The organism is Pseudomonas sp. NBRC 111124 (assembly GCF_001320245.1).
In the GTDB taxonomy this organism is placed as follows: domain Bacteria; phylum Pseudomonadota; class Gammaproteobacteria; order Pseudomonadales; family Pseudomonadaceae; genus Aquipseudomonas.
This window is the reverse complement of record NZ_BCBA01000012.1, coordinates 39251-61101: the sequence shown is the minus strand read 5'-3', so window position 1 is coordinate 61101 and position 21851 is coordinate 39251. Positions and strand designations below refer to the sequence as shown.

At 63.3% G+C, this 21851-nt stretch carries 17 protein-coding genes; 10 read left to right on the top strand and 7 right to left on the bottom strand.

Annotation, left to right across the window (positions count from 1 at the left end):
• Positions 1-94 precede the first annotated feature (94 nt).
• The 3 genes from topA (at position 95) to APH28_RS05985 (ending at position 3694) form a co-directional block, all read left to right on the top strand.
• Entirely contained in the window at positions 95-2707 is a 2613-nt protein-coding gene (gene topA / locus APH28_RS05995; protein ID WP_060508060.1) for a type I DNA topoisomerase, read from the top strand.
• A 187-nt stretch (positions 2708-2894) separates the two neighbouring features.
• Positions 2895-3410, top strand: a complete 516-nt coding sequence (locus APH28_RS05990; RefSeq protein ID WP_060508059.1) for a DUF6586 family protein — start codon at positions 2895-2897, stop codon at positions 3408-3410.
• A 50-nt stretch (positions 3411-3460) separates the two neighbouring features.
• A complete protein-coding gene (locus tag APH28_RS05985; RefSeq protein WP_060508058.1) occupies positions 3461-3694 on the top strand; it encodes a hypothetical protein in 234 nt (77 codons plus the stop codon).
• A gap of 39 nt (positions 3695-3733) precedes the next feature.
• On the opposite strand, the gene sulA is transcribed toward APH28_RS05985, so the two are convergent.
• Together sulA and lexA are read right to left on the bottom strand one after the other, a co-directional pair.
• A complete protein-coding gene (gene sulA / locus APH28_RS05980; protein WP_060508057.1) occupies positions 3734-4210 on the bottom strand; it encodes an SOS-induced cell division inhibitor SulA in 477 nt (158 codons plus the stop codon).
• Between the two features lie 13 nt (positions 4211-4223).
• The gene (gene lexA, locus APH28_RS05975) at positions 4224-4832 is read right to left on the bottom strand and encodes a transcriptional repressor LexA (protein WP_060508056.1); all 609 of its coding nucleotides are present in this window, start codon (positions 4830-4832) and stop codon (positions 4224-4226) included.
• A gap of 212 nt (positions 4833-5044) precedes the next feature.
• On the opposite strand from lexA, the gene APH28_RS05970 reads away from it, so the two are divergent.
• Genes APH28_RS05970 through nagZ form a run of 3 tightly spaced genes read left to right on the top strand, consistent with a single transcriptional unit; the run spans position 5045 to position 7339 of the window.
• Complete coding sequence (locus tag APH28_RS05970) at positions 5045-5752, top strand: TetR/AcrR family transcriptional regulator (RefSeq protein WP_060508055.1); 708 nt, start codon at positions 5045-5047, stop codon at positions 5750-5752.
• A 40-nt stretch (positions 5753-5792) separates the two neighbouring features.
• A complete protein-coding gene (locus tag APH28_RS05965; protein WP_060508054.1) occupies positions 5793-6314 on the top strand; it encodes a L,D-transpeptidase in 522 nt (173 codons plus the stop codon).
• A 26-nt stretch (positions 6315-6340) separates the two neighbouring features.
• Complete coding sequence (gene nagZ, locus APH28_RS05960) at positions 6341-7339, top strand: beta-N-acetylhexosaminidase (RefSeq protein WP_177334230.1); 999 nt, start codon at positions 6341-6343, stop codon at positions 7337-7339.
• A 47-nt stretch (positions 7340-7386) separates the two neighbouring features.
• Here nagZ and APH28_RS27825 read toward each other — a convergent pair whose 3' ends face one another.
• Genes APH28_RS27825 through mfd form a run of 3 tightly spaced genes read right to left on the bottom strand, consistent with a single transcriptional unit; the run spans position 7387 to position 14761 of the window.
• Positions 7387-10728, bottom strand: coding sequence for a DEAD/DEAH box helicase (locus tag APH28_RS27825; RefSeq protein WP_082432266.1), 3342 nt, complete (start codon positions 10726-10728; stop codon positions 7387-7389).
• Between the two features lies 1 nt (position 10729).
• Positions 10730-11302, bottom strand: coding sequence for a CsiV family protein (locus APH28_RS05950; protein ID WP_060508052.1), 573 nt, complete (start codon positions 11300-11302; stop codon positions 10730-10732).
• Between the two features lie 9 nt (positions 11303-11311).
• Entirely contained in the window at positions 11312-14761 is a 3450-nt protein-coding gene (mfd, locus tag APH28_RS05945) for a transcription-repair coupling factor (RefSeq protein WP_060508051.1), read from the bottom strand.
• A 168-nt stretch (positions 14762-14929) separates the two neighbouring features.
• On the opposite strand from mfd, the gene APH28_RS05940 reads away from it, so the two are divergent.
• From APH28_RS05940 to sthA, 3 genes are all read left to right on the top strand, one after another.
• Positions 14930-16393 (top strand): glyceraldehyde-3-phosphate dehydrogenase, encoded by a 1464-nt coding sequence (locus APH28_RS05940; protein ID WP_060508050.1) that lies wholly within the window; start codon positions 14930-14932, stop codon positions 16391-16393.
• Between the two features lie 134 nt (positions 16394-16527).
• Positions 16528-17526 (top strand): FAD:protein FMN transferase, encoded by a 999-nt coding sequence (locus APH28_RS05935; protein ID WP_060508049.1) that lies wholly within the window; start codon positions 16528-16530, stop codon positions 17524-17526.
• A 202-nt stretch (positions 17527-17728) separates the two neighbouring features.
• Positions 17729-19123 carry a Si-specific NAD(P)(+) transhydrogenase gene (gene sthA / locus APH28_RS05930; RefSeq protein ID WP_060508048.1) on the top strand — a complete coding sequence of 465 codons (1395 nt, stop codon included), beginning with the start codon at positions 17729-17731 and terminating at the stop codon, positions 19121-19123.
• A gap of 48 nt (positions 19124-19171) precedes the next feature.
• On the opposite strand, the gene APH28_RS05925 is transcribed toward sthA, so the two are convergent.
• Positions 19172-19888: a glycerophosphodiester phosphodiesterase gene (locus APH28_RS05925; protein WP_060508047.1), complete on the bottom strand. Its 717-nt coding sequence runs from the start codon at positions 19886-19888 to the stop codon at positions 19172-19174.
• Between the two features lie 30 nt (positions 19889-19918).
• The gene (locus APH28_RS05920) at positions 19919-20503 is read right to left on the bottom strand and encodes a PilZ domain-containing protein (RefSeq protein WP_060508046.1); all 585 of its coding nucleotides are present in this window, start codon (positions 20501-20503) and stop codon (positions 19919-19921) included.
• A 93-nt stretch (positions 20504-20596) separates the two neighbouring features.
• Here APH28_RS05920 and APH28_RS05915 point away from each other — a divergent pair, with 93 nt between their 5' ends.
• Complete coding sequence (locus APH28_RS05915; protein ID WP_060508045.1) at positions 20597-21847, top strand: lipoprotein-releasing ABC transporter permease subunit; 1251 nt, start codon at positions 20597-20599, stop codon at positions 21845-21847.
• Positions 21848-21851: the final 4 nt, after the last annotated feature.

The following is a 21851-nucleotide window of genomic DNA, read 5'->3' as shown; positions in this document are numbered from 1 at the left end:
ACGCTTGACCTCACTCTTTCGCCACTATATATAGCGGTGCCGCGTCCGGCACCTGACGCGTTTTTCATCTTCAGATTCAGGAATACTCCGATCCATGGGCAAATCGCTGGTCATTGTGGAATCCCCGGCCAAGGCCAAGACCATCAACAAGTACCTGGGCAACCAGTACGTGGTGAAGTCGAGTATCGGCCATATCCGAGACCTCCCCACCAGCGGTTCGGCCAGCGCAAGCAAAGAGCCGGCCGCCAAGCGTGGCAAGGCTGCTGCGGGTGAGGCTCCGGCGCTGTCGCCGAAAGAGAAGGCCCGTCGCCAGCTGGTGGCGCGCATGGGCGTCGACCCCGATCACGGCTGGAAGGCCAAGTACGAGATCCTTCCCGGCAAGGAAAAGGTGATCGAAGAATTGCGCCGCCTGGCCAAGGATGCCGACACCATCTATCTCGCAACCGACTTGGACCGCGAAGGGGAAGCCATTGCCTGGCACCTGCGCGAAGCCATCGGCGGTGACGACACCCGCTACAAACGCGTGGTGTTCAACGAAATTACCAAGAAGGCGATCCAGGAAGCGTTCTCGCAGCCTGGCGAGCTGGACATCGACCGGGTCAACGCCCAGCAGGCGCGGCGCTTCCTCGATCGCGTGGTGGGCTACATGGTCTCGCCGCTGCTGTGGGCCAAGATTGCCCGCGGCCTGTCTGCCGGCCGTGTTCAGTCGGTAGCGGTAAAGCTGGTGGTCGAGCGCGAGCGCGAGATCCGCGCCTTCGTGCCGGAAGAATACTGGGAAGTGCACGCCGACCTCGGCACCGCCAAGAACGCCAAGGTGCGCTTCGAAGTGGCGCGTGAGAAGGGCGAAGCCTTCAAGCCGCTGAACGAAGCCACGGCCATGGCTGCGCTGGAAAAGCTCAAGGCTTCCAGCTACAGCGTGATCAAGCGCGAAGACCGCCCGACCAGCAGCAAGCCGTCGGCACCGTTCATCACCTCCACCCTGCAGCAGGCTGCGAGCAACCGCTTGGGCTTCGGTGTGAAGAAGACCATGATGATGGCCCAGCGTCTGTACGAAGCGGGTTACATCACCTACATGCGTACCGACTCGACCAACCTGTCGGCCGACGCCCTGGACATGGCGCGCAGCTACATCGAGCGCGAGTTCGGCAAGCAGTACCTGCCGGAAGCCCCGCTGGTATACGGCAGCAAGGAAGGCGCCCAGGAGGCGCACGAGGCGATTCGCCCTTCCGACGTCAATACCCACCCGACCAAGCTCAGCGGCATGGAGCGGGACGCGGAGCGCCTGTACGAGCTGATCTGGCGCCAGTTCCTGGCCTGCCAGATGCCGCCGGCGCAATACCTCTCCACCAGCGTCACCGTGGCCGCTGGCGATTTCGAGCTGCGCGCCAAGGGTCGCATCCTCAAGTTCGACGGTTACACCCGCGTGCTGCCACAGCAGAGCAAGCCGGGCGAAGACGACGTGCTGCCGGAAATGGCCCAGGGCGAAGCGCTCAAGCTGATTCAGCTTGACCCGAGCCAGCACTTCACCAAGCCGCCAGCGCGCTTCACCGAAGCCAGCCTGGTCAAGGAAATGGAAAAACGCGGCATTGGCCGCCCGTCGACCTATGCGGCGATCATTTCCACTATCCAGGACCGCGGTTACGTCACCCTGCATAACCGCCGCTTCTACTCTGAGAAGATGGGCGACATCGTCACCGAGCGCCTTTCGGAAAGCTTCTCCAACCTGATGGACTACGGCTTTACCGCCGGCATGGAAGAGAACCTCGACGACGTGGCCCAGGGCGAGCGTGACTGGAAGAACGTGCTCGACGAGTTCTACGGCGATTTCAGCAAAAAACTGCTGAACGCTGAATCTGCTGAGGGCGGCATGCGTGCCAACCAGCCGACCATGACTAACATTCCGTGCAAGGAATGTGGCCGGCCGATGATGATCCGCACGGCTTCCACCGGCGTGTTCCTCGGATGCTCGGGTTACAGCCTGCCACCGAAAGAACGCTGCAAGGCCACCGTGAACCTGGTGCCGGGCGATGAAATTGCTGCGGACGACGAGGGTGAGTCGGAATCGCGTGTTTTGTTGGGCAAGCACCGCTGCCCGATCTGCGCCACAGCGATGGATGCCTACCTGCTGGACGAGAAGCACAAGCTGCACATCTGTGGTAACAACCCGGATTGCGTCGGCTACGAAATCGAAGAGGGCAGCTACCGCATCAAGGGTTACGAAGGGCCGAGCCTGGAGTGCGACAAGTGCGGCAGCGAAATGCAGCTCAAGACAGGGCGTTTCGGCAAGTTCTTCGGCTGCACCAACCCTGCGTGCAAGAACACCCGCAAGTTGCTCAAGAGCGGCGAAGCAGCGCCACCGAAGATGGACAAAGTGGAGATGCCGGAGCTCAAGTGCGAGAAGGTCGACGACACCTATGTGCTGCGTGACGGCGCTTCGGGGCTGTTCCTGGCTGCCAGCCAGTTCCCGAAAAACCGCGAAACCCGTGCGCCGCTGGTGATGGAGATTGTGCCGCACAAGCACGAGATCGATCCGAAGTACCACTTCCTGTGCGATGCGCCGCAGAAAGACCCGGAGGGTCGCCCTGCGGTCATTCGCTACAGCCGCAAGACCAAGGAGCAATACGTGCAGTCCGAGGTTGATGGCAAGCCGACTGGCTGGAAGGCGTTCTATGACGGTGGTAGCTGGAAGGTCGAAGACAAGCGCTGATCTGACAGTGCAGTAATTGGGGCCGCTTTGCGCCCCTTCGCGGGTAAACCCGCTCCTACAGGTACGGCGTCGCTCTCAGGGGCAGTGCTATCTCTGTGGGAGCGGGTTTACCCGCGAAGGGGCGCGAAGCGGCCTCAATCATTTATGATGCAGTCATCCGCCTCGCAGCCATACGGAGGGCATTGTAATGGCCCAGGAACTCTACACCCGCACCAACCAGAAACTGTTCTTCGCTGGCCTAGCCCTCGAATCGATGGCCAAGGCCGAACAAAGCCAGGCCATGAACGCCCAGGGTCTGGTCCAGGCCGAGCGTGAGTCGGCGCTGTTCCACCTCTACGGCGCGCTACTGGGGCTGTGTCATGAAATTGGTGGTTTCTACCGCCTGCCCGTAGTGGCTTCGGTCGAGCAGGCGCTCGCCGACGAGGCGTTGAACAGCCTCGCTATTCCTGAGGTTGCGGAGATGCTCGAACTGGTTCGTCAGCGCGAAACCTGGTTGGCGCAACTACTGAGCGCTTATGCCGATTTGTTCCGACCACCGGTCGCGAAAAAAGCGCCAAAAACCGACGCTACCCAGCCGCTGATTCAGGCCGTCAATCTCGATGAGCCCGAGCATCCTGCGCGCTCGCGCGAAGAACTGGAAAGCTGGCGTAATAACCTCAAAGGCTTGGTGAGACGTTTCCGCGACGCGTTGAGTGAGTGCTGATAGCTGCAACGGCTGGTACACTAAGGGCCTTTCGTGGAGAACTGCCCTATATGTCTACGTCGTTTCTGGAAATTGTCGAGTTGCCTGATGGCCGTATCGAGCTGCGTCGCGCCGAGGATGAAGGCTCCCTGGTAACCTTGGATTTCTCGGAAGACGCCAAGACGTTCCTGCAGGGCCAACATGTCGAGGTCGCCAAGGCCATGCTGAGCGTTGGTGTGCAGATGGCCGGTCGCCTGATGGACGGCGAGCTGGAGCGCGACGAAGGGCCGCGCGTACTGCACTGAAGCGTCTGTTTGCATAGCTTCACAGGCAAAGCCTGAACATCAGCCAAGGCGGATGTTCAGGCTTTGTGCGTTTCCGGCACTGGCTGCGCGTAGCAATTGCTGGCGAGCTGTCGCGTTAACGCTGCCAAGCCAGCTGACCACGGTGTGGCTGCGGCCCAGGCGCAGTGCTTCACAGGCCAGCTGCAGTGCGCTCTGATTGCCGCGGGGGTGCAGCAGCAGGATCCGTTCGCGGTTGAGCCCTGCATCACGCAGCCAGGCCTGGGTCAGGCTGGCGGGCGGGGCGATCAGCGTCAGCCAGCGGGCTTCTTCCTCTTCGCTCAGTTCGCGCAAGACCGGGGCCAGCAGGCTCTGGCAATGTTCGGGGGCGCCACGCAGGGTCAGTTCGCTGAACAGCTCCGGATGGCTGCTCTTGCGTGCCTGCTCGCTGGCCTTCAGGCCTGGCAGTACCGGCTGGGCGAGAAATGCTTCGAACAGCGGAAGCTGGACCTGCTGATGTGCTTGGATGGACTGCTGCATGACGCCTCCTGAATCAGCGGCGAATAACGCCGACACTCAAACCCTCGATCACCAGATCCTGTTCTTTCAGGTCGACTTCGATAGGGGCGAACTCGGGGTTTTCAGCGATCAGCCAGACCATGCTGCCTTCACGCTTGAAGCGTTTGACGGTCACTTCATCGCCAATGCGGGCGACGACGATCTGGCCATTACGGGCTTCGCGGCAGGTGTGCACCGCCAGCAAGTCGCCGTCGAAGATGCCCACGTCCTTCATACTCATGCCGTGCACGCGCAACAAATAGTCGGCGGGGGGGTGGAAGAAGGTCGGGTTGATGTTGCAGGATTGCTCGATGTGCTGCTCGGCGAGGATCGGTGCGCCTGCGGCGACCCGGCCAATGATAGGCAAACCGTTTTCTTCGGCCTTGGCTTCAAAGCCCGGGATGCGGATGCCACGGGAAGCGCCCGGGGTCATCTCGATCGCGCCTTTGCGGGCGAGGGCCTTGAGGTGCTCCTCGGCGGCGTTCGGTGATTTGAAGCCCAGTTCCTGAGCGATTTCCGCACGCGTCGGCGGAAAGCCGTTGTCTTCGAGGCAGCGTTTGATGAAAGCCAGGATCTCGGCTTGGCGTGGCGTCAGTTTCAACATGGCGGGCGCTCTGTCTTTTTATACAGTGACTGGGATTATATACAGTACTGGATGCGCTGCAAGCATAAAGCTGCAGGAAATACACAGGATGGCCCTTGCAGCCATCACTCAGGCGCTTTTAAATGGCGACCGCCCGGTCACCTAGCCTTGACATAAGCAGGGCTGAAACGTATGTTTCAAACACCTGTTTGTCTCTGTCTGGCGGAGTAGTGATGGCCCAATCTGAAACCGTTGAACGCATCCTCGATGCTGCCGAGCAGCTGTTCGCGGAACGAGGCTTCGCGGAAACCTCATTGCGGCTGATTACCAGCAAGGCCGGGGTCAACCTCGCAGCGGTCAACTATCATTTCGGCTCGAAAAAGGCCCTGATCCAGGCTGTATTTTCGCGCTTCCTCGGGCCGTTCTGCGCCAGTCTCGAGCGCGAGCTTGAACGGCGTCAGGCCAAGCCCGAGCAGAAGCCCAGCCTCGAAGAACTGCTTGAAATGCTGGTCGAGCAAGCGCTGGTCGTGCAGCCGCGCAGCAATAACGACCTGTCGATCTTCATGCGCCTGCTTGGCCTGGCCTTCAGCCAGAGCCAGGGCCACCTGCGGCGCTATCTGGAGGACATGTACGGCAAAGTCTTCCGCCGCTACATGCTGCTGGTCAACGAAGCCGCTCCGCGCATTCCGCCGCTGGAGCTGTTCTGGCGCGTGCACTTCATGCTCGGTGCCGCGGCGTTCAGCATGTCGGGGATCAAGGCGCTGCGCGCCATTGCCGAGACCGATTTCGGTATCAACACGTCGATCGAGCAGGTGATGCGCCTGATGGTGCCGTTCCTGGCAGCCGGCATGCGTGCCGACACCGGCGTCACCGACAACGCCATGGCCAGCGCCCAGTTGCGCCCGCGCAGCAAGTCCGGCAGCGCCACCGCCAAGGCCTGAAGGCTGGGCGGGGCAGGGCGCTTCGGCTAAGCTAGCGCCCATGCCCGACCTCGATTTCCTGCACGTTTCCCTCGCCGACCAGCGCCTCTATGGCTTTGCCCATGGGCAGCTGCGCGTGCGCCTTGCAGTATCCACCGCGCGTAATGGCGCCGGTGAGCGCAACGGCTCGGGTTGCACGCCCCGCGGGCTGCACCAGGTGCGTGCGCGAATCGGCGCAGGCTTGCCGGTCAACGCTGTGTTGCAAGGCCGACGCTGGACGGGCGAGGTCTGGTCACCCGCGCTTCATGCGCAACATCCCGGGCGTGACTGGATCCTCACCCGCATTCTCTGGCTCAGCGGCTGCGAGCCGGGCATCAACCGCCTGGGTAGTGTTGACACCTTTCGCCGCTACATCTATCTGCACGGCACGCCGGACACGGAACCCTTGGGCATGCCGCTGTCCCATGGCTGCATACGGTTGCACAACACTGATCTGCTTGGCCTGTTCGAGCGGGTGCCGGCACATTGCCCGGTACGCATCGACGAGGCCGCCTGCCCCCAGTGGGCTTCACTGAATCTGTAATGTAAGGATTGTCTATGACCGCCAGCCTGCAAGGCTCTCTGATGGTGGATATCGCCGGTAAATGGCTGACTGCTGAAGACCGCCAGCTCCTGCGCCAGCCGGAAGTGGCCGGCCTGATCATCTTTGCCCGCAACATCGACAGCCCGCGCCAGGTGCGCGAGCTGTGCGCCTCGATCCGCGCCATCCGCCCCGACCTGATTCTTGCGGTCGACCAGGAAGGCGGGCGGGTGCAGCGCCTGCGCCAGGGCTTCGTGCGCCTGCCAGCGATGCGCGCCATCGCCGATAACGCCAACGCCGAGTACCTGGCCGAGCAGTGCGGCTGGTTGATGGCGACCGAAGTACTGGCGGTCGGCCTGGACCTGAGCTTCGCTCCGGTGCTCGACCTCGATCATCAGCGCAGCGCAGTGGTCGGCAGCCGCGCCTTTGAAGGCAACCCCGAGCGCGCCACGCAGTTGGCCGGGGCTTTCATCAAGGGCATGAACGCGGCGGGCATGGCGGCCTGTGGCAAGCACTTCCCGGGGCATGGCTGGGCCGAGGCGGATTCGCACGTGGCGATTCCTACCGACGAGCGCAGCCTCGAGCAGCTGCGCCAGGCAGACCTGGTGCCGTTCTCGCGTCTGAGCGGGCAACTGGCGGCAGTGATGCCGGCGCATGTCATCTACCCGCAGGTCGACAATCAGCCGGCCGGCTTCTCACGGCGCTGGCTGCAGGACATTCTGCGCGGCGAGCTGGGGTTTGACGGGGTGATCTTCAGTGACGACCTGTCGATGGCGGGTGCCCATGTGGTCGGTGATGCCGCCAATCGTATCGAGGCAGCGCTGAGCGCTGGTTGCGACATGGGCCTGGTGTGTAATGACCGAGCGGCGGCGGAGCTGGCGTTGACTGCGGCGCAGCGTTTGAAGGTCACGCCTTCGCCGCGCATTGCGCAGATGCGTGGGCGTGGCTTTGCGCGCACCGATTATCGCCAGCAGCCGCGTTGGCTGGAGGCTCTGGGGGCGTTGAAGGGCGCACAGCTGGTCGATTGAGCATGCTGGCCCCTTCGCGGGTTTACCCGCGAAGAGGCCAGTACTGGCTAACGGCTTCGTTTGCCAGGTAGCGGGGCAAACAGTGCTTCGATCTCCTCATCGCCCAACCGCCACTGCCCCGCCTGCCCACCATCGAGCAGGCTGGCCGCCAGCGCGGCTTTCTCCTGCTGCAGCGCCTGGATCTTCTCTTCCACCGTCCCCCGGGTAATCAGCTTGAACACGAATACCGGTTTGTCCTGGCCTATCCGGTAGGCGCGGTCGGTCGCCTGGTTCTCGCTGGCTGGGTTCCACCACGGGTCGAAGTGGATCACGGTGTCCGCAGCGGTGAGGTTCAGCCCTACACCCCCAGCCTTGAGGCTGATCAGGAACACCTCGCTCTCACCCTGCTGAAACTGTTGCACCGGCGTGCGTCGGTCGCGGGTGTCGCCGGTGAGCAGGCTGTAGCGGATCTTGCGTTTTTCCAGCTCTTGCTCGATCAGTGCCAGCATCGAGGTGAACTGCGAAAACAGCAGCACTCGGCGCCCCTCGCTGAGCAGCTCTTCGAGCATCTCCAGCAGGGCGCCTAGCTTGCCCTTGTCGGCTTGGTTGCCCTTGGTCTCGACCCCTTTGACCAAGCGCAGGTCGCAGCATACCTGGCGCAGCTTGAGCAGGGCGTCGAGGATCACGATCTGGCTGCGCGAAGCGCCATTACGGGCGATTTCGTCGCGGACCTTCTTGTCCATAGCCACGCGCACCGCTTCGTAGGTGTCGCGTTGGGCGTCGCTGAGCTCGACCCAGTGCACCATCTCGGTCTTGGCCGGCAGCTCAGTGGCCACCTGTTCCTTGGTGCGGCGCAGCAGGAACGGGCGCACCCGGTTGACCAGATGGGCCAGGCGCTCGGCATCGCCGTGGCGCTCGATCGGACTGCGGTAATCCTGGTTGAAGCGTTTCACGTCGCCCAGCCAGCCGGGCATGAGGAAGTGGAAGATCGACCACAGCTCGCCCAGGTTGTTCTCCATGGGCGTACCGGTCAGGCACAGGCGCTGGTTGGCCTGCAGTTCACAGACGGCGAGGGCGGCCTTGCTGGTGCTGCTCTTGATGTTCTGTGCTTCGTCCAGCACCAGCACATGCCAGGCTTGCGCACGCAGATGTTCGAGGTCGCGCGGTACCAGAGCGTAAGTGGTGAGCACCAGATCGTATTCGTGCAGCTTGGCGAAATGCTTGCTGCGGCCGGGGCCTTGCAGGGCCAGCACGCGCAGGTCAGGGGCGAAGCGTTGGGCTTCGTCGAGCCAGTTGGGTACCAGGCTAGTGGGCATTACCGCCAGTGCCGGGGCGGTCAGGCGCCCGGATTGTTTTTCCAGCAGCAGGTGGGCCAGGGCCTGCAGGGTCTTGCCCAGGCCCATGTCGTCGCCAAGGATGCCACCGGTGCCCATTTCGCGCAGCGCCTGCAGCCAGTTCAGGCCCTGCTGCTGGTAGGGGCGCAGGGTGGCGTTGAGCCCGCTTGGCACTTCGACCTGCAGGTCGCGGGCATCGCGCAGACGCCGGCCGAGGTCGCGCACATGGGCGCCGCCTTCCCAGTGCAGTGGCAGGTGCTCGATGTCGTTCAGGCGTGCGGCGTCGGCTCGGCTCATGCGCAGGCTCGGGCCGAGCGCGTCCTCGTGCAAGTACAACTCGCCGAGGGTGCCCATCACTGCCTTGATGCGGCCATAGGGCAGGGCGACGCGCAAGGCCGGGCTGTCCAGGCGGCCGCGGTTGAGGTCGATCAGCAGGTGCTCGTCGTCGCTGCGCCGCGCCAGCTCGCTGGGGCGCAGCAGCTCGGGGTTGCTGCGCAGCAGTTGCAGCACGATCGGCAGCAGGCTGTGGCGCTGGCCTTCGACCACGATGCCTAGTTCCAAATCGAACCATTCATGGCCTGGCGCTTCGTCGATGCTGGCGTACCAGTCGTCTACTTCTTGCAGGTTGAAAGCGAAGTCGCGGTGGATATCGATGTCCCAGCCGGCCTCGCGCAAACGTTGCAGGCCATCGCGGGCGAAGCGCAGCCAGGCTTCGTCGTCGGGCAACTGGAGCATCTCGCCAGCGCTGTCGGGCAGTGCCTTGCTCTGCCGGGTGGCGGGCTTGAACCCAAGGTCGCGCAATACTTTGCGCAGCGCCTGCTCGGCCTGGGGCTGGCGGCGGATGCGCTGGCTGGTGGTGTCGACGAGGCGGGTCAGTGGCTTGTCATCCGGCCCGCTGGCGCGCAGGCCATCATAGTCGAAGGCCAGCGCGGCGCGGTGCTGCATCTGCCGTTGCATGCGCCCGGTCTTGGGCATGTAGGCACTGAATTCCAGGCTGCCCAGTGTCAGGTGGGGCTTGGGTTGAATGTGCTCGATCACTTCACTGCGCACGCTCGTGGGGGTGGGGACCTGGCGATTCAGCGCGTTCAGCCGGTGGCTCAGCGGTATGACCAGATGCTCCGGCACGGTAGGTGCGCTGGCCAGTTGGCTGGCAACGAAGGGATCCAGATTATGCAACAGCTTGCCGGTAACACCAGTCTGGGTATCAATGTAGTAGAGCGGGTCCAGTGGCAGTGCCGTGTCATGCACTTTGCCATCATGCTGCCAGGCGCCGCGATAGCTACCGTTGTCGAGCCTTACCCAGCGAAACTCGGCTTGCAGCGTGGGGCCGGGGGACAATGGCGTTTGGTGGCCCCATAGCAAGCGCTCGCTTGCCAGAGCGAATTCGTACAGCTGCGCGCCTTTTTTTCCCTCCAGCCTGGCAATGGGCAGGCTGTAATCTTTGCCAAGTGCATCAATCAGCCTAAGGATGCGCAGGTCTTCATCCGTTACATAGCGTGGCGTGTAGTAAAGCAACTCAGGCAGTGAGCTCGGGCGCCCCAGGTTCAACTGGCCATCGGCTTGTCGGGTGCCTTTGAAAACGCTGAGCATGCACCTGCCGTGCTCGTTACTGAGCAGATAGTAGAGCGAAGTGCCTTTGCGCTTGGCGGGCTCTGGGGGCTCTGTCGAAACTTCCAGGGCCTCGACCCAATGGGCAAGCTCAGGAGGCAGGTCAAGTGACTGCTGTGTGGTTTGCATGGGGGCAGGCGACGTTTCTTGATCGCCTTCGGGGCAATCCGGTCCCTGTTCCAGCAGGTAGAGCGCGGCAGCGCAATGCTTGCAGTTTTCTCCGACAGGGCAAGAGCACGTGCCTTCGCATTCCAGGCCATCTTCAGTCATGTCGAGGGTGATGCGCTGGCTATAAATGCGACCCTCGGAGCCCGTGCATTGAGCCCTGATCGTCATGTCGAGGATCGATACGATCTCGCTTCTACCGTCTTCGGCATAATCCAGGCCGCGCCGCAGGGACTTGCGGTCAAACGCCAGCGTCCAGCCGTTGTGTGCCCGGACAAAGAACTGCGCATCGCTCTCGCTCACATCACTGCTCCATCATCTCCGGGTCCATCACCGGCATCTTCGTCGTGCCCGGTGGCGTGACCTTCAGCAGCAGGGCCAGATGGCCGCCATCGAGGAAGGTCAGCTGGCCGCCTTTCATGTTGCTGTTGCTCTGCTTGAACTGCTCGCTTTGCAGCACGTTGCCGTTGCCGTCCAGCTGGTTGACCCAGAAGTTGGCCTCTACGGCGATGAAGCGGCCGGCGGTGATGCCCAGGTTGCCCTCGATGGGGAAGTGGCCGAACTGCTCTGTGCCGGCGCCCAGGGCGACGCGGCTTTTATCGCTGCTGACCGGCTGTTGCCAGGCCTTGTGCAGCAGCACGGTGTAGTCGGCGGTAGCTTCAAGCCGGGTGGCTTCGTCCTGCAGTGCCAGCGGGCGTTCGGCGCCCTTGTCCAGGCGTGGGGCGCCCGCGCTCCAGTCTTCCGGGGCGAACGGGCTGGTGAAGGCCGGCACGCTGTTCTGCCGCACCAGAATCATTTCTACCTGATACATACCTTCGGCGAAGGCAGCTGGCGCGAACAGCGCGAGCAGCAGGGTCAGGCAACGGATGGCACGCATGGATCTTCCTTAGGCAGGCTGTGGGGTCAGGCGCTCGAACAGCGCCTCCAGGGTATTGAAGCGTTCTTCAGGGCGTTCCATCGGTACCAGGAAGCGGAACTGTGTTGCGCCTTCGAACTTGTAGCGTTTGGGCTGGCTCTGGATCAGCTTGATCAGGGTCAGTGGGTCGACCGGGGTCTCGGCCTCGAATTCGAGCTTGCCGCCATTGGGGCCGGCGTCGACTTTCTTGATGCCGAGGGTTTCTGCCTGCAGCTTGAGTTGGGTCAGGCGCATCAGGTTCTTGGTCGGTTCGGGCAACAGGCCGAAGCGGTCGATCATCTCCACTTGCAGGTCCTTGAGGCCTTCTTCGTCGGCCGCCGAGGCGATGCGCTTGTAGAGGATCAGGCGCGCATGCACGTCGGGCAGGTAGTCCTCGGGGATCAGCGCCGGCAGGCGCAGGTTGATCTCCGGGCCACCGCCCAGCGGCTGCTCGAGGTTCGGTTGGGTACCCTTGCGGATGGCCTTGACCGCACGTTCGAGCATTTCCATGTACAGGGTGAAGCCCACGGCCTGGATCTGCCCGCTCTGGCCTTCGCCAAGCAGCTCGCCGGCGCCGCGAATTTCCAGGTCGTTGGTGGCCAGCACGAAGCCGGCACCGAGGTCCTGGGTGTTGGCGATGGCTTCAAGGCGCTTTTCGGCATCGCTGCTGATCTTCTGCCGCTGCGGTGTCAGCAGGTAGGCGTAAGCCTGGTGGTGACTACGGCCTACGCGGCCACGCAGCTGGTGCAGCTGGGCCAGGCCGAACTTGTCGGCACGCTCGATGACGATGGTGTTGGCGCTGGGCACGTCGATGCCGGTCTCGATGATGGTCGAGGCAATCAGCACGTTAAAGCGCTTGTGGTAGAAGTCGCTCATCACCTGTTCCAGCTCGCGCTCGCGCATCTGCCCGTGGCCGATGCCGATACGCGCTTCCGGGACCAGTTCGGCCAGGTCGGCGGCGCACTTTTCGATGGTTTTTACATCGTTGTGCAGGTAGTACACCTGGCCGCCGCGCAACAGCTCACGCAGCAGCGCTTCCTTGACCGTGCTCTTGTTCTGCTCCATGACGAACGTGCGTACCGACAGGCGTCGCGCCGGCGGAGTGGCAATGATCGACAAGTCGCGCATACCCGCCACCGCCATGTTCAGCGTGCGCGGGATCGGCGTGGCGGTCAGGGTGAGGATGTCCACCTCGCTGCGCAGGGCTTTGAGCTGCTCCTTCTGGCGCACGCCGAACCGGTGTTCCTCGTCGATGATCGCCAGGCCCAGGTCCTTGAAGCGCACGTCATCCTGCAACAGCTTGTGGGTGCCGATAAGGATGTCGATCTTGCCTTCGGCAAGGTCTGCCGCAGCGGCGGCCACTTCCTTGGCCGACTTGAAGCGGCTCATCACCTCGACTTTCACCGGCCATTCGGCGAAGCGGTCGCGGAAGCTGTTGTAGTGCTGCTGGGCGAGCAGGGTAGTCGGCACCAGCACCGCCACCTGGCGGCCGCTGTGCACGGCGATGAAGGCGGCGCGCATGGCCACTTCGGTCTTGCCGAAGCCAACGTCGCCGCACACCAGGCGGTCCATCGGCTTGGGCGCCAGCATGTCGAGCCGCACCGCCTCGATCGCCGCTTGCTGGTCGGGGGTTTCCTCGAACGGGAAGCCGGCGCTGAAGGTGGCATAGTCGGCGGCCGGGTCGGCAAAGGCATAACCCTTGCGCGCGGCGCGGCGGGCATAGATGTCGAGCAGCTCGGCCGCCACGTCGCGGACCTGTTCGGCGGCCTTGCGCTTGGCCTTCTGCCAGGCTTCGGAGCCCAGCCGATGCAGTGGCGCCAGGGCGTCATCGCTGCCGGTGTAGCGGGCAATCAGGTGCAGGTTGGCTACCGGCACATACAGCTTGGCGCCCTCGGCGTATTCCAGGGTGAGGAATTCGGCGGCCTGGCCGTCGATTTCCAGGGTGGCCAGGCCCAGGTAACGGCCCACGCCATGGTCGATATGCACCACCGGCGCGCCTTCACGCAGCTCGGTGAGGTTCTTGATCACCGCGTCGTTGGCTGCTTCGCCGCGCTTTTCACGGCGCCGGCGCTGCATCACGCGCTGGCCGAACAGCGGGCTCTCGGCGACCAGGGCGACGGCCGGGTCGTCCAGCAGCAAGCCGTCGTCCAGCGGGGCGATGGTGATCGCCAGTCGCTCGCGGCCGGTAATGAAGTCGGCCCAGCTGTCGACCGTCTGCGGGCGCAGCTTGAGGCGTTCGAGCAGTTCCAGCAGCACCTCGCGGCGCCCCGCCGATTCGGCGGTGAACAGCACGCGGCCACTGAACTGGTCGAGGAATTCGGCCAGCGCCGCCAGCGGCTGGTTGGCCTTGGCTTCGATGGCCAGGTTGGGCAGGGCGCGTGCGGGGAAGCGCTCGCGGCCGGCGCCGGCTTCGATCTCGTCGGCGCTGACCACCACCCGAGGCCACTGCTTGAGCTGGGCGAAGCAGTCTTCCACGGGCAGGAAAAGTTCGGCCGGCGGCAGCAGCGGGCGGGTCAGGTCGCCGCGGCGCTCTTCGTAGCGCCCGCGCACGTCGTTCCAGAAGTGCTCGGCCGCCTGCTCGACCCCTGGCAGCGAGAACACCTGGGTGTCGGCGGGCAGGTAGTCGAACAGCGTCGAGGTTTCTTCGAAGAACAGTGGCAGGTAGTACTCGATGCCCGCAGGGATAATGCCGCTGGCCAGGTCCTGGAAGATTGCACTGCGGCGGAAGTCGACATCGAACCGCTCGCGGAAGCGCGCCTTGAAGCGGGTCACCTCTTCCTTCTGCATGGGGAACTCGCGCGCCGGCAGCAGGCGGATCGAGTCGACCTTGTCGATCGAACGCTGGGTCTCCGGGTCGAAGGTGCGCAGGGTCTCGATCTCGTCATCGAACAGGTCGATGCGATAAGGCAGCTTGCTGCCCATCGGGAACAGGTCGATCAGCGCCCCACGCACGGCAAACTCACCGTGCTCGTAGACCGTGTCGACACAGCGGTAGCCGGTGGCTTCCAGGCGCGTGCGCATCTGTTCGACGTCGAGGGTCTGGCCCACGTCCAGCACCAGGCTGCTGCCCAGCAGGAAGCGGGTCGGCGCCAGGCGGTGCAGGGCGGTGGTGATCGGCACTACAAGAATGCCGTGGCTTAGCTCCGGCAGGCGGTAGAGGCTGGCAATACGCTGGGAAATGATGTCCTGGTGCGGCGAGAACAGGTCGTAGGGCAGGGTTTCCCAATCGGGGAACGGCAGCACCGGCAGGTCTGGGGCAAAGAAGCGCAGCTCCTGTTCCAGACGATCGGCCGCCTGGCTGTCGGCGGTCAGCAGCAGGGTGAAGCGGCCCGCGCTGCTGGCGGCCTCGGCGATGGCCAGGCTGAGGGCGGCCCCGGGCAGGTTGCCCCAGGTTTGTTTGCCGGCCGTGGCCGACATTTGCGGAAGGCGCAGAACTGACACGGGAGATTGCACTCCAAGCGTTGCGGCAAAGAGATCGATTGTACCGGTGACGGTGCCTGCTGTCAGGCTTCACAGGCCATGAACAGCAGGCTTTGCCATCGGCGACAGGCGCTCATTGCCGGTTACGCGCTGGGGCGTCATAATGTAGCCCCTTTTTTCTGTCCCTACATGTGGAAGGTTCCCGTGACTCAGAAGCCCGACCAGTGTCTTGGTGAGTGGATCGATCGTGAAGCTCTGGCTGAAGCGATGATCCCGCTTATCGGTCAGCTCTACCGCAACAACAATGTGGTGAGCTCGATTTATGGCCGTAGCCTGATCAACCGTTCGGTTATCTCGATCCTCAAAGCCCACCGCTTTGCGCGTCACCGTCAGACTGACGAGACCGAGCTGTCCGTACACGAGACATTCCCCCTGCTCAAGGCCATGAGCGAGCTGAAACTGGGCGCCGCTTCGGTCGACCTGGGCAAGCTGGCCAACAAGTTCAAGCAGGAAGGCAATGGCCGCACTGCCGAGCAGTTCGTCCGTGAAGAGCTGGCCGACGTGGTTGGCCAGCAGAACGCTTCGGCCCGCAAGGGGACCGACGTTGTTCTGTACGGCTTCGGCCGCATCGGTCGCCTGCTGGCGCGCATCCTGATCGAGAAGACCGGTGGTGGCGACGGCTTGCGCCTGCGCGCCATCGTTGTGCGCAAAGGTGCCGAGAACGACCTGGTCAAGCGTGCCAGCCTGCTGCGCCGTGACTCGGTGCACGGCCCGTTCGATGGCACCATCACCATCGACGAAGCCAACAACACCCTCACCGCCAACGGCAACCTGATCCAGATCATCTACGCCAAGAGCCCGAGCGAAGTCGACTACACCCAGTACGGCATCAACAATGCGCTGATCGTCGACAACACCGGTGTATGGCGTGATGCCGACGGCCTGAGCCAGCACCTGGCTTGCCCGGGTGCTGCCCGCGTGATCCTCACCGCTCCTGGCAAAGGCGCGCTGAAGAACATCGTGCACGGCATCAACCACGGCGAAATCACTGCCGATGACAAGATCATCTCGGCAGCGTCCTGCACCACCAACGCCATCGTGCCGGTGCTCAAGGCCATCAACGACCAGTACGGCATCGTCAATGGCCACGTCGAAACCGTTCACTCGTTCACCAACGACCAGAACCTGATCGACAACTTCCACAAGGGCAGCCGCCGTGGCCGTGCCGCGCCGCTGAACATGGTCATCACCGAAACCGGCGCCGCCACCGCTGCCGCCAAGGCACTGCCAGTGCTCAAGGGCAAGCTGACCGGTAACGCCATTCGCGTTCCGACGCCGAACGTTTCGATGGCCATTCTCAACCTGAACCTCGAGAAGCCGACCACCCGCGACGAGATCAACGAGTACCTGCGCCAGACCGCCATGCACTCGGAACTGCACAAGCAGATCGACTACGTCAGCTCGCAGGAAGTGGTTTCGACCGACTTCGTAGGTTCCCGCCACGCCGGTGTGGTGGATGCCGAGGCGACCATCGCCAACGACAACCGCGTTGTCCTGTACGTCTGGTACGACAACGAATTCGGTTACAGCTGCCAGGTCGTTCGCGTGATGGAAGAGATGTCGGGTGTGAACCCGCCAGCGTTTCCGCGCTAATCCGCTTGTAAGCGCATGAAAAAACGGGAACCTTCGGGTTCCCGTTTTTTTTATCCAGATTTGTGTTGCCTGAGCGTGCCTCTTCGCGGGTTTACCCGCGAAGAGGTCCGCTCAGGCAACCGAGAAGCCGACCTTTGCGCACAGCCCTCCTGTTCATCCTGATGCTCCTCACCGCCTGTAACCAGGGTCCGACCCTGGAACGCCTGGGTGGCCCGACCATGGGCAGCAGTTACAGCATCCAGTACGTTCGCGAACCCGGCGGCCCGGCACCGGCCCAGGTCCAGGCGGCGGTCGAGACCATTCTCAACGACATCGACCAGCATTACTCGACCTACCGCGGCGACTCCACGGCCAGCCAGTTCAACCAGTTGCCCGCCAACCAGTGCATGGCCTTGCCGCCGGACATGCTCGAACTGGTAACCCTCGGCCAGCACCTGGCCGAATTGAGCGACGGTGCGTTCGACCTCACCGTCGAACCGCTGCTCGACCTATGGGGCTTCGGCCCGCAGGCTCGCCACGAGCAGGTGCCCGACCCGCAAGCCCTGGCCCGGGCCCGCCAGCGTGTCGGCTACCGCCACCTGCGTATCGACGGCCAGGCACTGTGCAAGGATGCCCCCGTGCAACTGGACTTCAACAGCATCGCTGCCGGCCACGCCGTCGACCTGATCGCCCGCCGCCTACGCGCCATGGGCGTGGCCAGTTTCGTCGCCGAAGCCACTGGCGAGCTCAAGGCCGTGGGCCGCAAGCCCGACGGCAGCCCTTGGCGTATCGCCCTGGAGTTACCGCGCGAAGACCGCCAGATCGCCCGCCAGATCATCCCGGTCAATGGCCTGGGGGTGTCGACCTCGGGTGACTATCGCCACTATTTCGAGGAGAATGGCCGGCGCTATTCGCATACCTTCGATGCCCGCCTGGGGCGCCCGGTCGACCACGACTTGGCCGCGGTCACCGTGCTCGATGCCTCGGCGCTGCAGGCCGATGGTTATTCGACCCTGCTGTTGATCCTGGGGCCGGAGCGTGGCTGGGATTTCGCCGTGGCCCATGATCTGGCGGCGGTTTTCGTGACTCGGGCCGAAGGTGGCTTCGTCTCCCGAGCTACCCCCGCATTCGAGCAGGCGGTGAAAGGCGATTGAAAGCGTTGGCAGGGATGATCGCCGCCAGGGATCGGTGAATGACATGTAGTGCAGGCAAAATTGGCCTACGACGCGACCAAGGGTTAATGTGCGCGGCGTTCACGCTTGATTAGACTGCACCCGAATTTTCTCATGACGCCCCGGCGGCATGATCGAGTCCCGCGGGTAACCGTAACCCCGGGCCAGTTCTGAAGGAGTACGCATGGCTGTCTACAACTACGACGTAGTGGTGCTGGGTTCCGGCCCGGCCGGTGAGGGCGCGGCAATGAACGCCGCCAAAGCGGGGCGCAAGGTGGCAATGGTCGACAGCCGCCGTCAGGTCGGCGGCAACTGCACCCACCTGGGCACCATCCCGTCCAAGGCGCTGCGTCACTCGGTGCGGCAGATCATGCAGTTCAACACCAACCCGATGTTCCGGGCCATCGGTGAGCCGCGTTGGTTCTCCTTCCCTGACGTGCTCAAGAGCGCCGAGAAGGTCATCGCCAAGCAGGTCGCCTCGCGCACCGGCTACTACGCCCGCAACCGCGTCGACCTGTTCTTCGGCACTGGCAGCTTCGCCGACGAGCAGACCGTCGAAGTGGTCTGCCCCAATGGCGTGGTCGAGAAACTCAACGCCAAGCACATCATCATCGCCACCGGCTCGCGCCCGTACCGCCCGGCCGACATCGACTTCCACCACCCGCGCGTCTACGACAGCGACACCATCCTCAGCCTCAGCCACACCCCACGCAAGCTGATCGTCTACGGCGCCGGCGTGATCGGTTGCGAGTACGCGTCGATCTTCAGCGGCCTGGGTGTGCTGGTGGAGCTGGTCGACAACCGCGGCCAGCTCCTGAGCTTCCTGGACTCGGAAATTTCCCAGGCGCTGAGCTACCACTTCAGCAACAACAACATCACCGTACGCCACAACGAGGATTACGAGCGGGTCGAAGGCCTGGAAAACGGCGTAATTCTGCACCTGAAGTCTGGCAAGAAGATCAAGGCCGACGCCTTGCTGTGGTGCAACGGCCGTACCGGCAACACCGACAAGCTGGGCCTGGAAAACATCGGCATCAAGGTCAACAGCCGTGGCCAGATCGAGGTCGACGAGGCTTACCGCACCAGCGTGCCAAACATCTACGGCGCCGGTGACGTGATCGGCTGGCCAAGCCTGGCCAGTGCCGCCCACGACCAGGGCCGCTCGGCCTCTGGCAGCATCGTCGACAACGGCAGCTGGCGCTTCGTCAACGACGTGCCGACCGGCATCTACACCATCCCGGAGATCAGCTCGATCGGCAAGAACGAGCAGGAGCTGACCCAGGCCAAGGTGCCGTACGAAGTGGGCAAGGCGTTCTTCAAGGGCATGGCGCGCGCGCAGATCGCCGGCGAGCCGCAGGGCATGCTGAAGATCCTGTTCCACCGCGAAACCCTGGAAATCCTCGGTGTGCACTGCTTCGGCTACCAGGCTTCGGAAATCGTTCACATCGGCCAGGCGATCATGAACCAGCCGGGCGAGCAGAACAATCTGAAGTACTTCGTCAACACCACGTTCAACTACCCGACCATGGCCGAAGCCTATCGGGTAGCTGCCTACGACGGCCTGAACCGGCTTTTTTGAGCGGCTCCGGCCGGTGGCCTGAGCCGGTCGGGGAGACCGATTTCAGCCCTACCCGAGGGTGGTCTTGGCCAAACCGGGAAAGTCTGTAATCAGGCTGTCCACGCCAAAATCAGCGAGCCGGCGCATCAGTGCCGGTTCGTTGACCGTCCACACCGACACGTGCAGGCCCTGACCCTGTGCCTTGAGCAGGCGCTCTGGGGTGCACAGCGTCCAATTCAATGCCAGCAGCTCGCAGCCGTAGTTCTGCGCAACCTTCAGCGGGTCGAGCCAGGCGTATTCGGCCACCAGCCCGCGTTTCACATCCGGTACCAGCTCCTGGGCCGCGCCCAGCACTTCGCGTGAACTGGAGGTGATGGTCACTTTGTCCAGCAGGCCGTATTGCTGCGCCAGTTCGCGAATCGCCAGCACGGTGGTGGCGGCACGGGTGCGCGAGGCGCTCTTGACCTCCAGCTGCCAATGCTCGAAGGCGCACTTCTCGAACAGCTCTTCCAGCTTTGGGATAGGGCAGGGCTGCACGTGCCCTGGGCCGCCCTTGCGGGCATCGATCTTGATCAGTTCTGCAGCCGGGTGCTCGACCACCTTGCCGCGACGGCCGGTGGTGCGCTTGAGGGTAGGGTCGTGGATCACCATCAGCTCGTTGTCGGCCGACAGGTGCAGGTCCAGTTCGCAGCGGTTCACGCCATGGGACAGGCACTGCTGAAAACTCTTCAGGGTATTTTCGGGGGCTTCGCCCTTGGCGCCGCGGTGGCCGTAGATCAGGGTCACGTTCGTTCCTTCAAATCAGGGGAATAGGGCTCAGGAGGCGGGGCCGTCTTGTTCCAATTGCTGGCGCCGTTGCTGCTGTTGGCGTTGCAGAATATAGCGGGCCAGCAGTTGCCGTTGGGCATCGGTCATGTCGGTGAATTCCGTGCCAACCTCAAAATCGCCGCCTTGGCGCGGGTCGCAGTGGGTGACCTTGCCGCGCAGCAGCAAGCCGTGGGCGCGCGGCATCAGCACCATCTTCACTTTCACCCGGGTGCCGGGGGCGATCGGCTGGGCTTGTGCGAATTCGATGCCGCCTTCGGAAATGATTACCCGTTGTGGCTGGCCGATTTCACCGAGCAGCGTCTGCGCGACCACGGCGCTGAGCAGGTCCAGGCGCTTGTTCTGCGCCCGCAGGAAGGCCGCCAGGGTGCGGTCCTTATCGCTCAGCTGGCGCAGCAGGTGCTGCGACTCGAAGTCGGACAGGTGCAGCTCGCTAAGCAGGTTGAACAGCGGCGAATCATCTTGCAACAGTTCTGGCTCAAGGGCTTCGGCCGCGCTGAGGGGGCTGATTTCCAGTGCGATCCGATCTTCGATGCGGTAGTATTCGCGGCGATCTTCTTCGTCTAATGTCGTCATGGCGAACCCATGGTTGCGGCGGTGGTCCGAGTGTAAAGCCGCCGTAGGCGCCTCGCCACAAGGACGTTCCCTTTCATCCGAACAAGCCCCGACATGTTCAGACCTCTTTTCGCATTCATCGGTACGCGTTATACCCGTGCCAAGCGCCGTAACCACTTCGTCTCGTTCATTTCCCTGACCTCGATGATCGGCCTCGCCCTGGGCGTGGTGGTGATGATCGTGGTGCTCTCGGTCATGAACGGTTTCGACCACGAGATGCGTACCCGCGTGCTGGGAATGATCCCCCACGCCACGCTGGAGAGCGGCCAGCCGATCAACGACTGGTCTGCCCTTGCCCAACAAGTAAAGCAGAATCCGCAGGTGCTGGCGGTTGCGCCGTACACGCAGATGCAGGGCCTGCTGACCCATGACGGCAAGGTACAGAAGGTGTTGCTCAACGGCATCGACCCGGCGCGCGAGCGCGAGGTGTCGATCATCGACAATTTCATTCAGCAGGGCAGCCTCGACAAGCTGGCGCCGGGCGAGTGGGGCATCATGATCGGCGACAAGGCGGCGGCCAAGCTGGGCGTCGCCATCGGCGACAAACTGACCTTCGTCGCCCCCGAGGTCAGTGTGACCCCGGCCGGCATGTTCCCGCGCATGAAGCGCTTCACCGTGGTCGGCACCTTCCACGTTGGCGCTGGCGAGATCGACGGCTACCTGGGCCTGACCAATATCACTGACCTGTCCCGCCTGCACCGCTGGAAGCCGGACCAGGTGCAGGGCCTGCGCCTGAAGTTCGACGACCTCTTCCAAGCGCCGCGGGTGGCCTGGAGCATCGCCCAGCAGTTGGGCGAGCAGGAATACTACAGCCGCGACTGGACCCGTACCCACGGCAACCTGTACCAAGCGATCCGCATGGAAAAGGCCATGATCGGCCTGCTGTTGCTGCTGATCGTCGCGGTGGCGGCGTTCAACATCATTTCCACCCTGGTGATGGTGGTCAACGACAAGCGTGGTGACATCGCCATCCTCCGTACCCTGGGCGCCACGCCCGGGCAGATCATGCTGATCTTCATGGTCCAGGGCACGGTGATCGGGGTGATCGGCACCCTGATCGGTGCCGTGGTCGGGATCGTCGCCGCGCTGAACGTGAGCGCGGCGATCGCCGGCATCGAGAAGCTGATCGGGCACAAGTTCCTCAATGCCGACGTGTATTTCATCGATTACCTGCCTTCGCAGATCCAGGCCCAGGACGTGTACATGGTCTGCGGTGCGGCATTGGTCCTGAGTTTCTTCGCCACCCTGTACCCGGCCTGGCGTGCGGCCCGCACCCAGCCTGCAGAGGCGCTACGTTATGAGTGAGTTG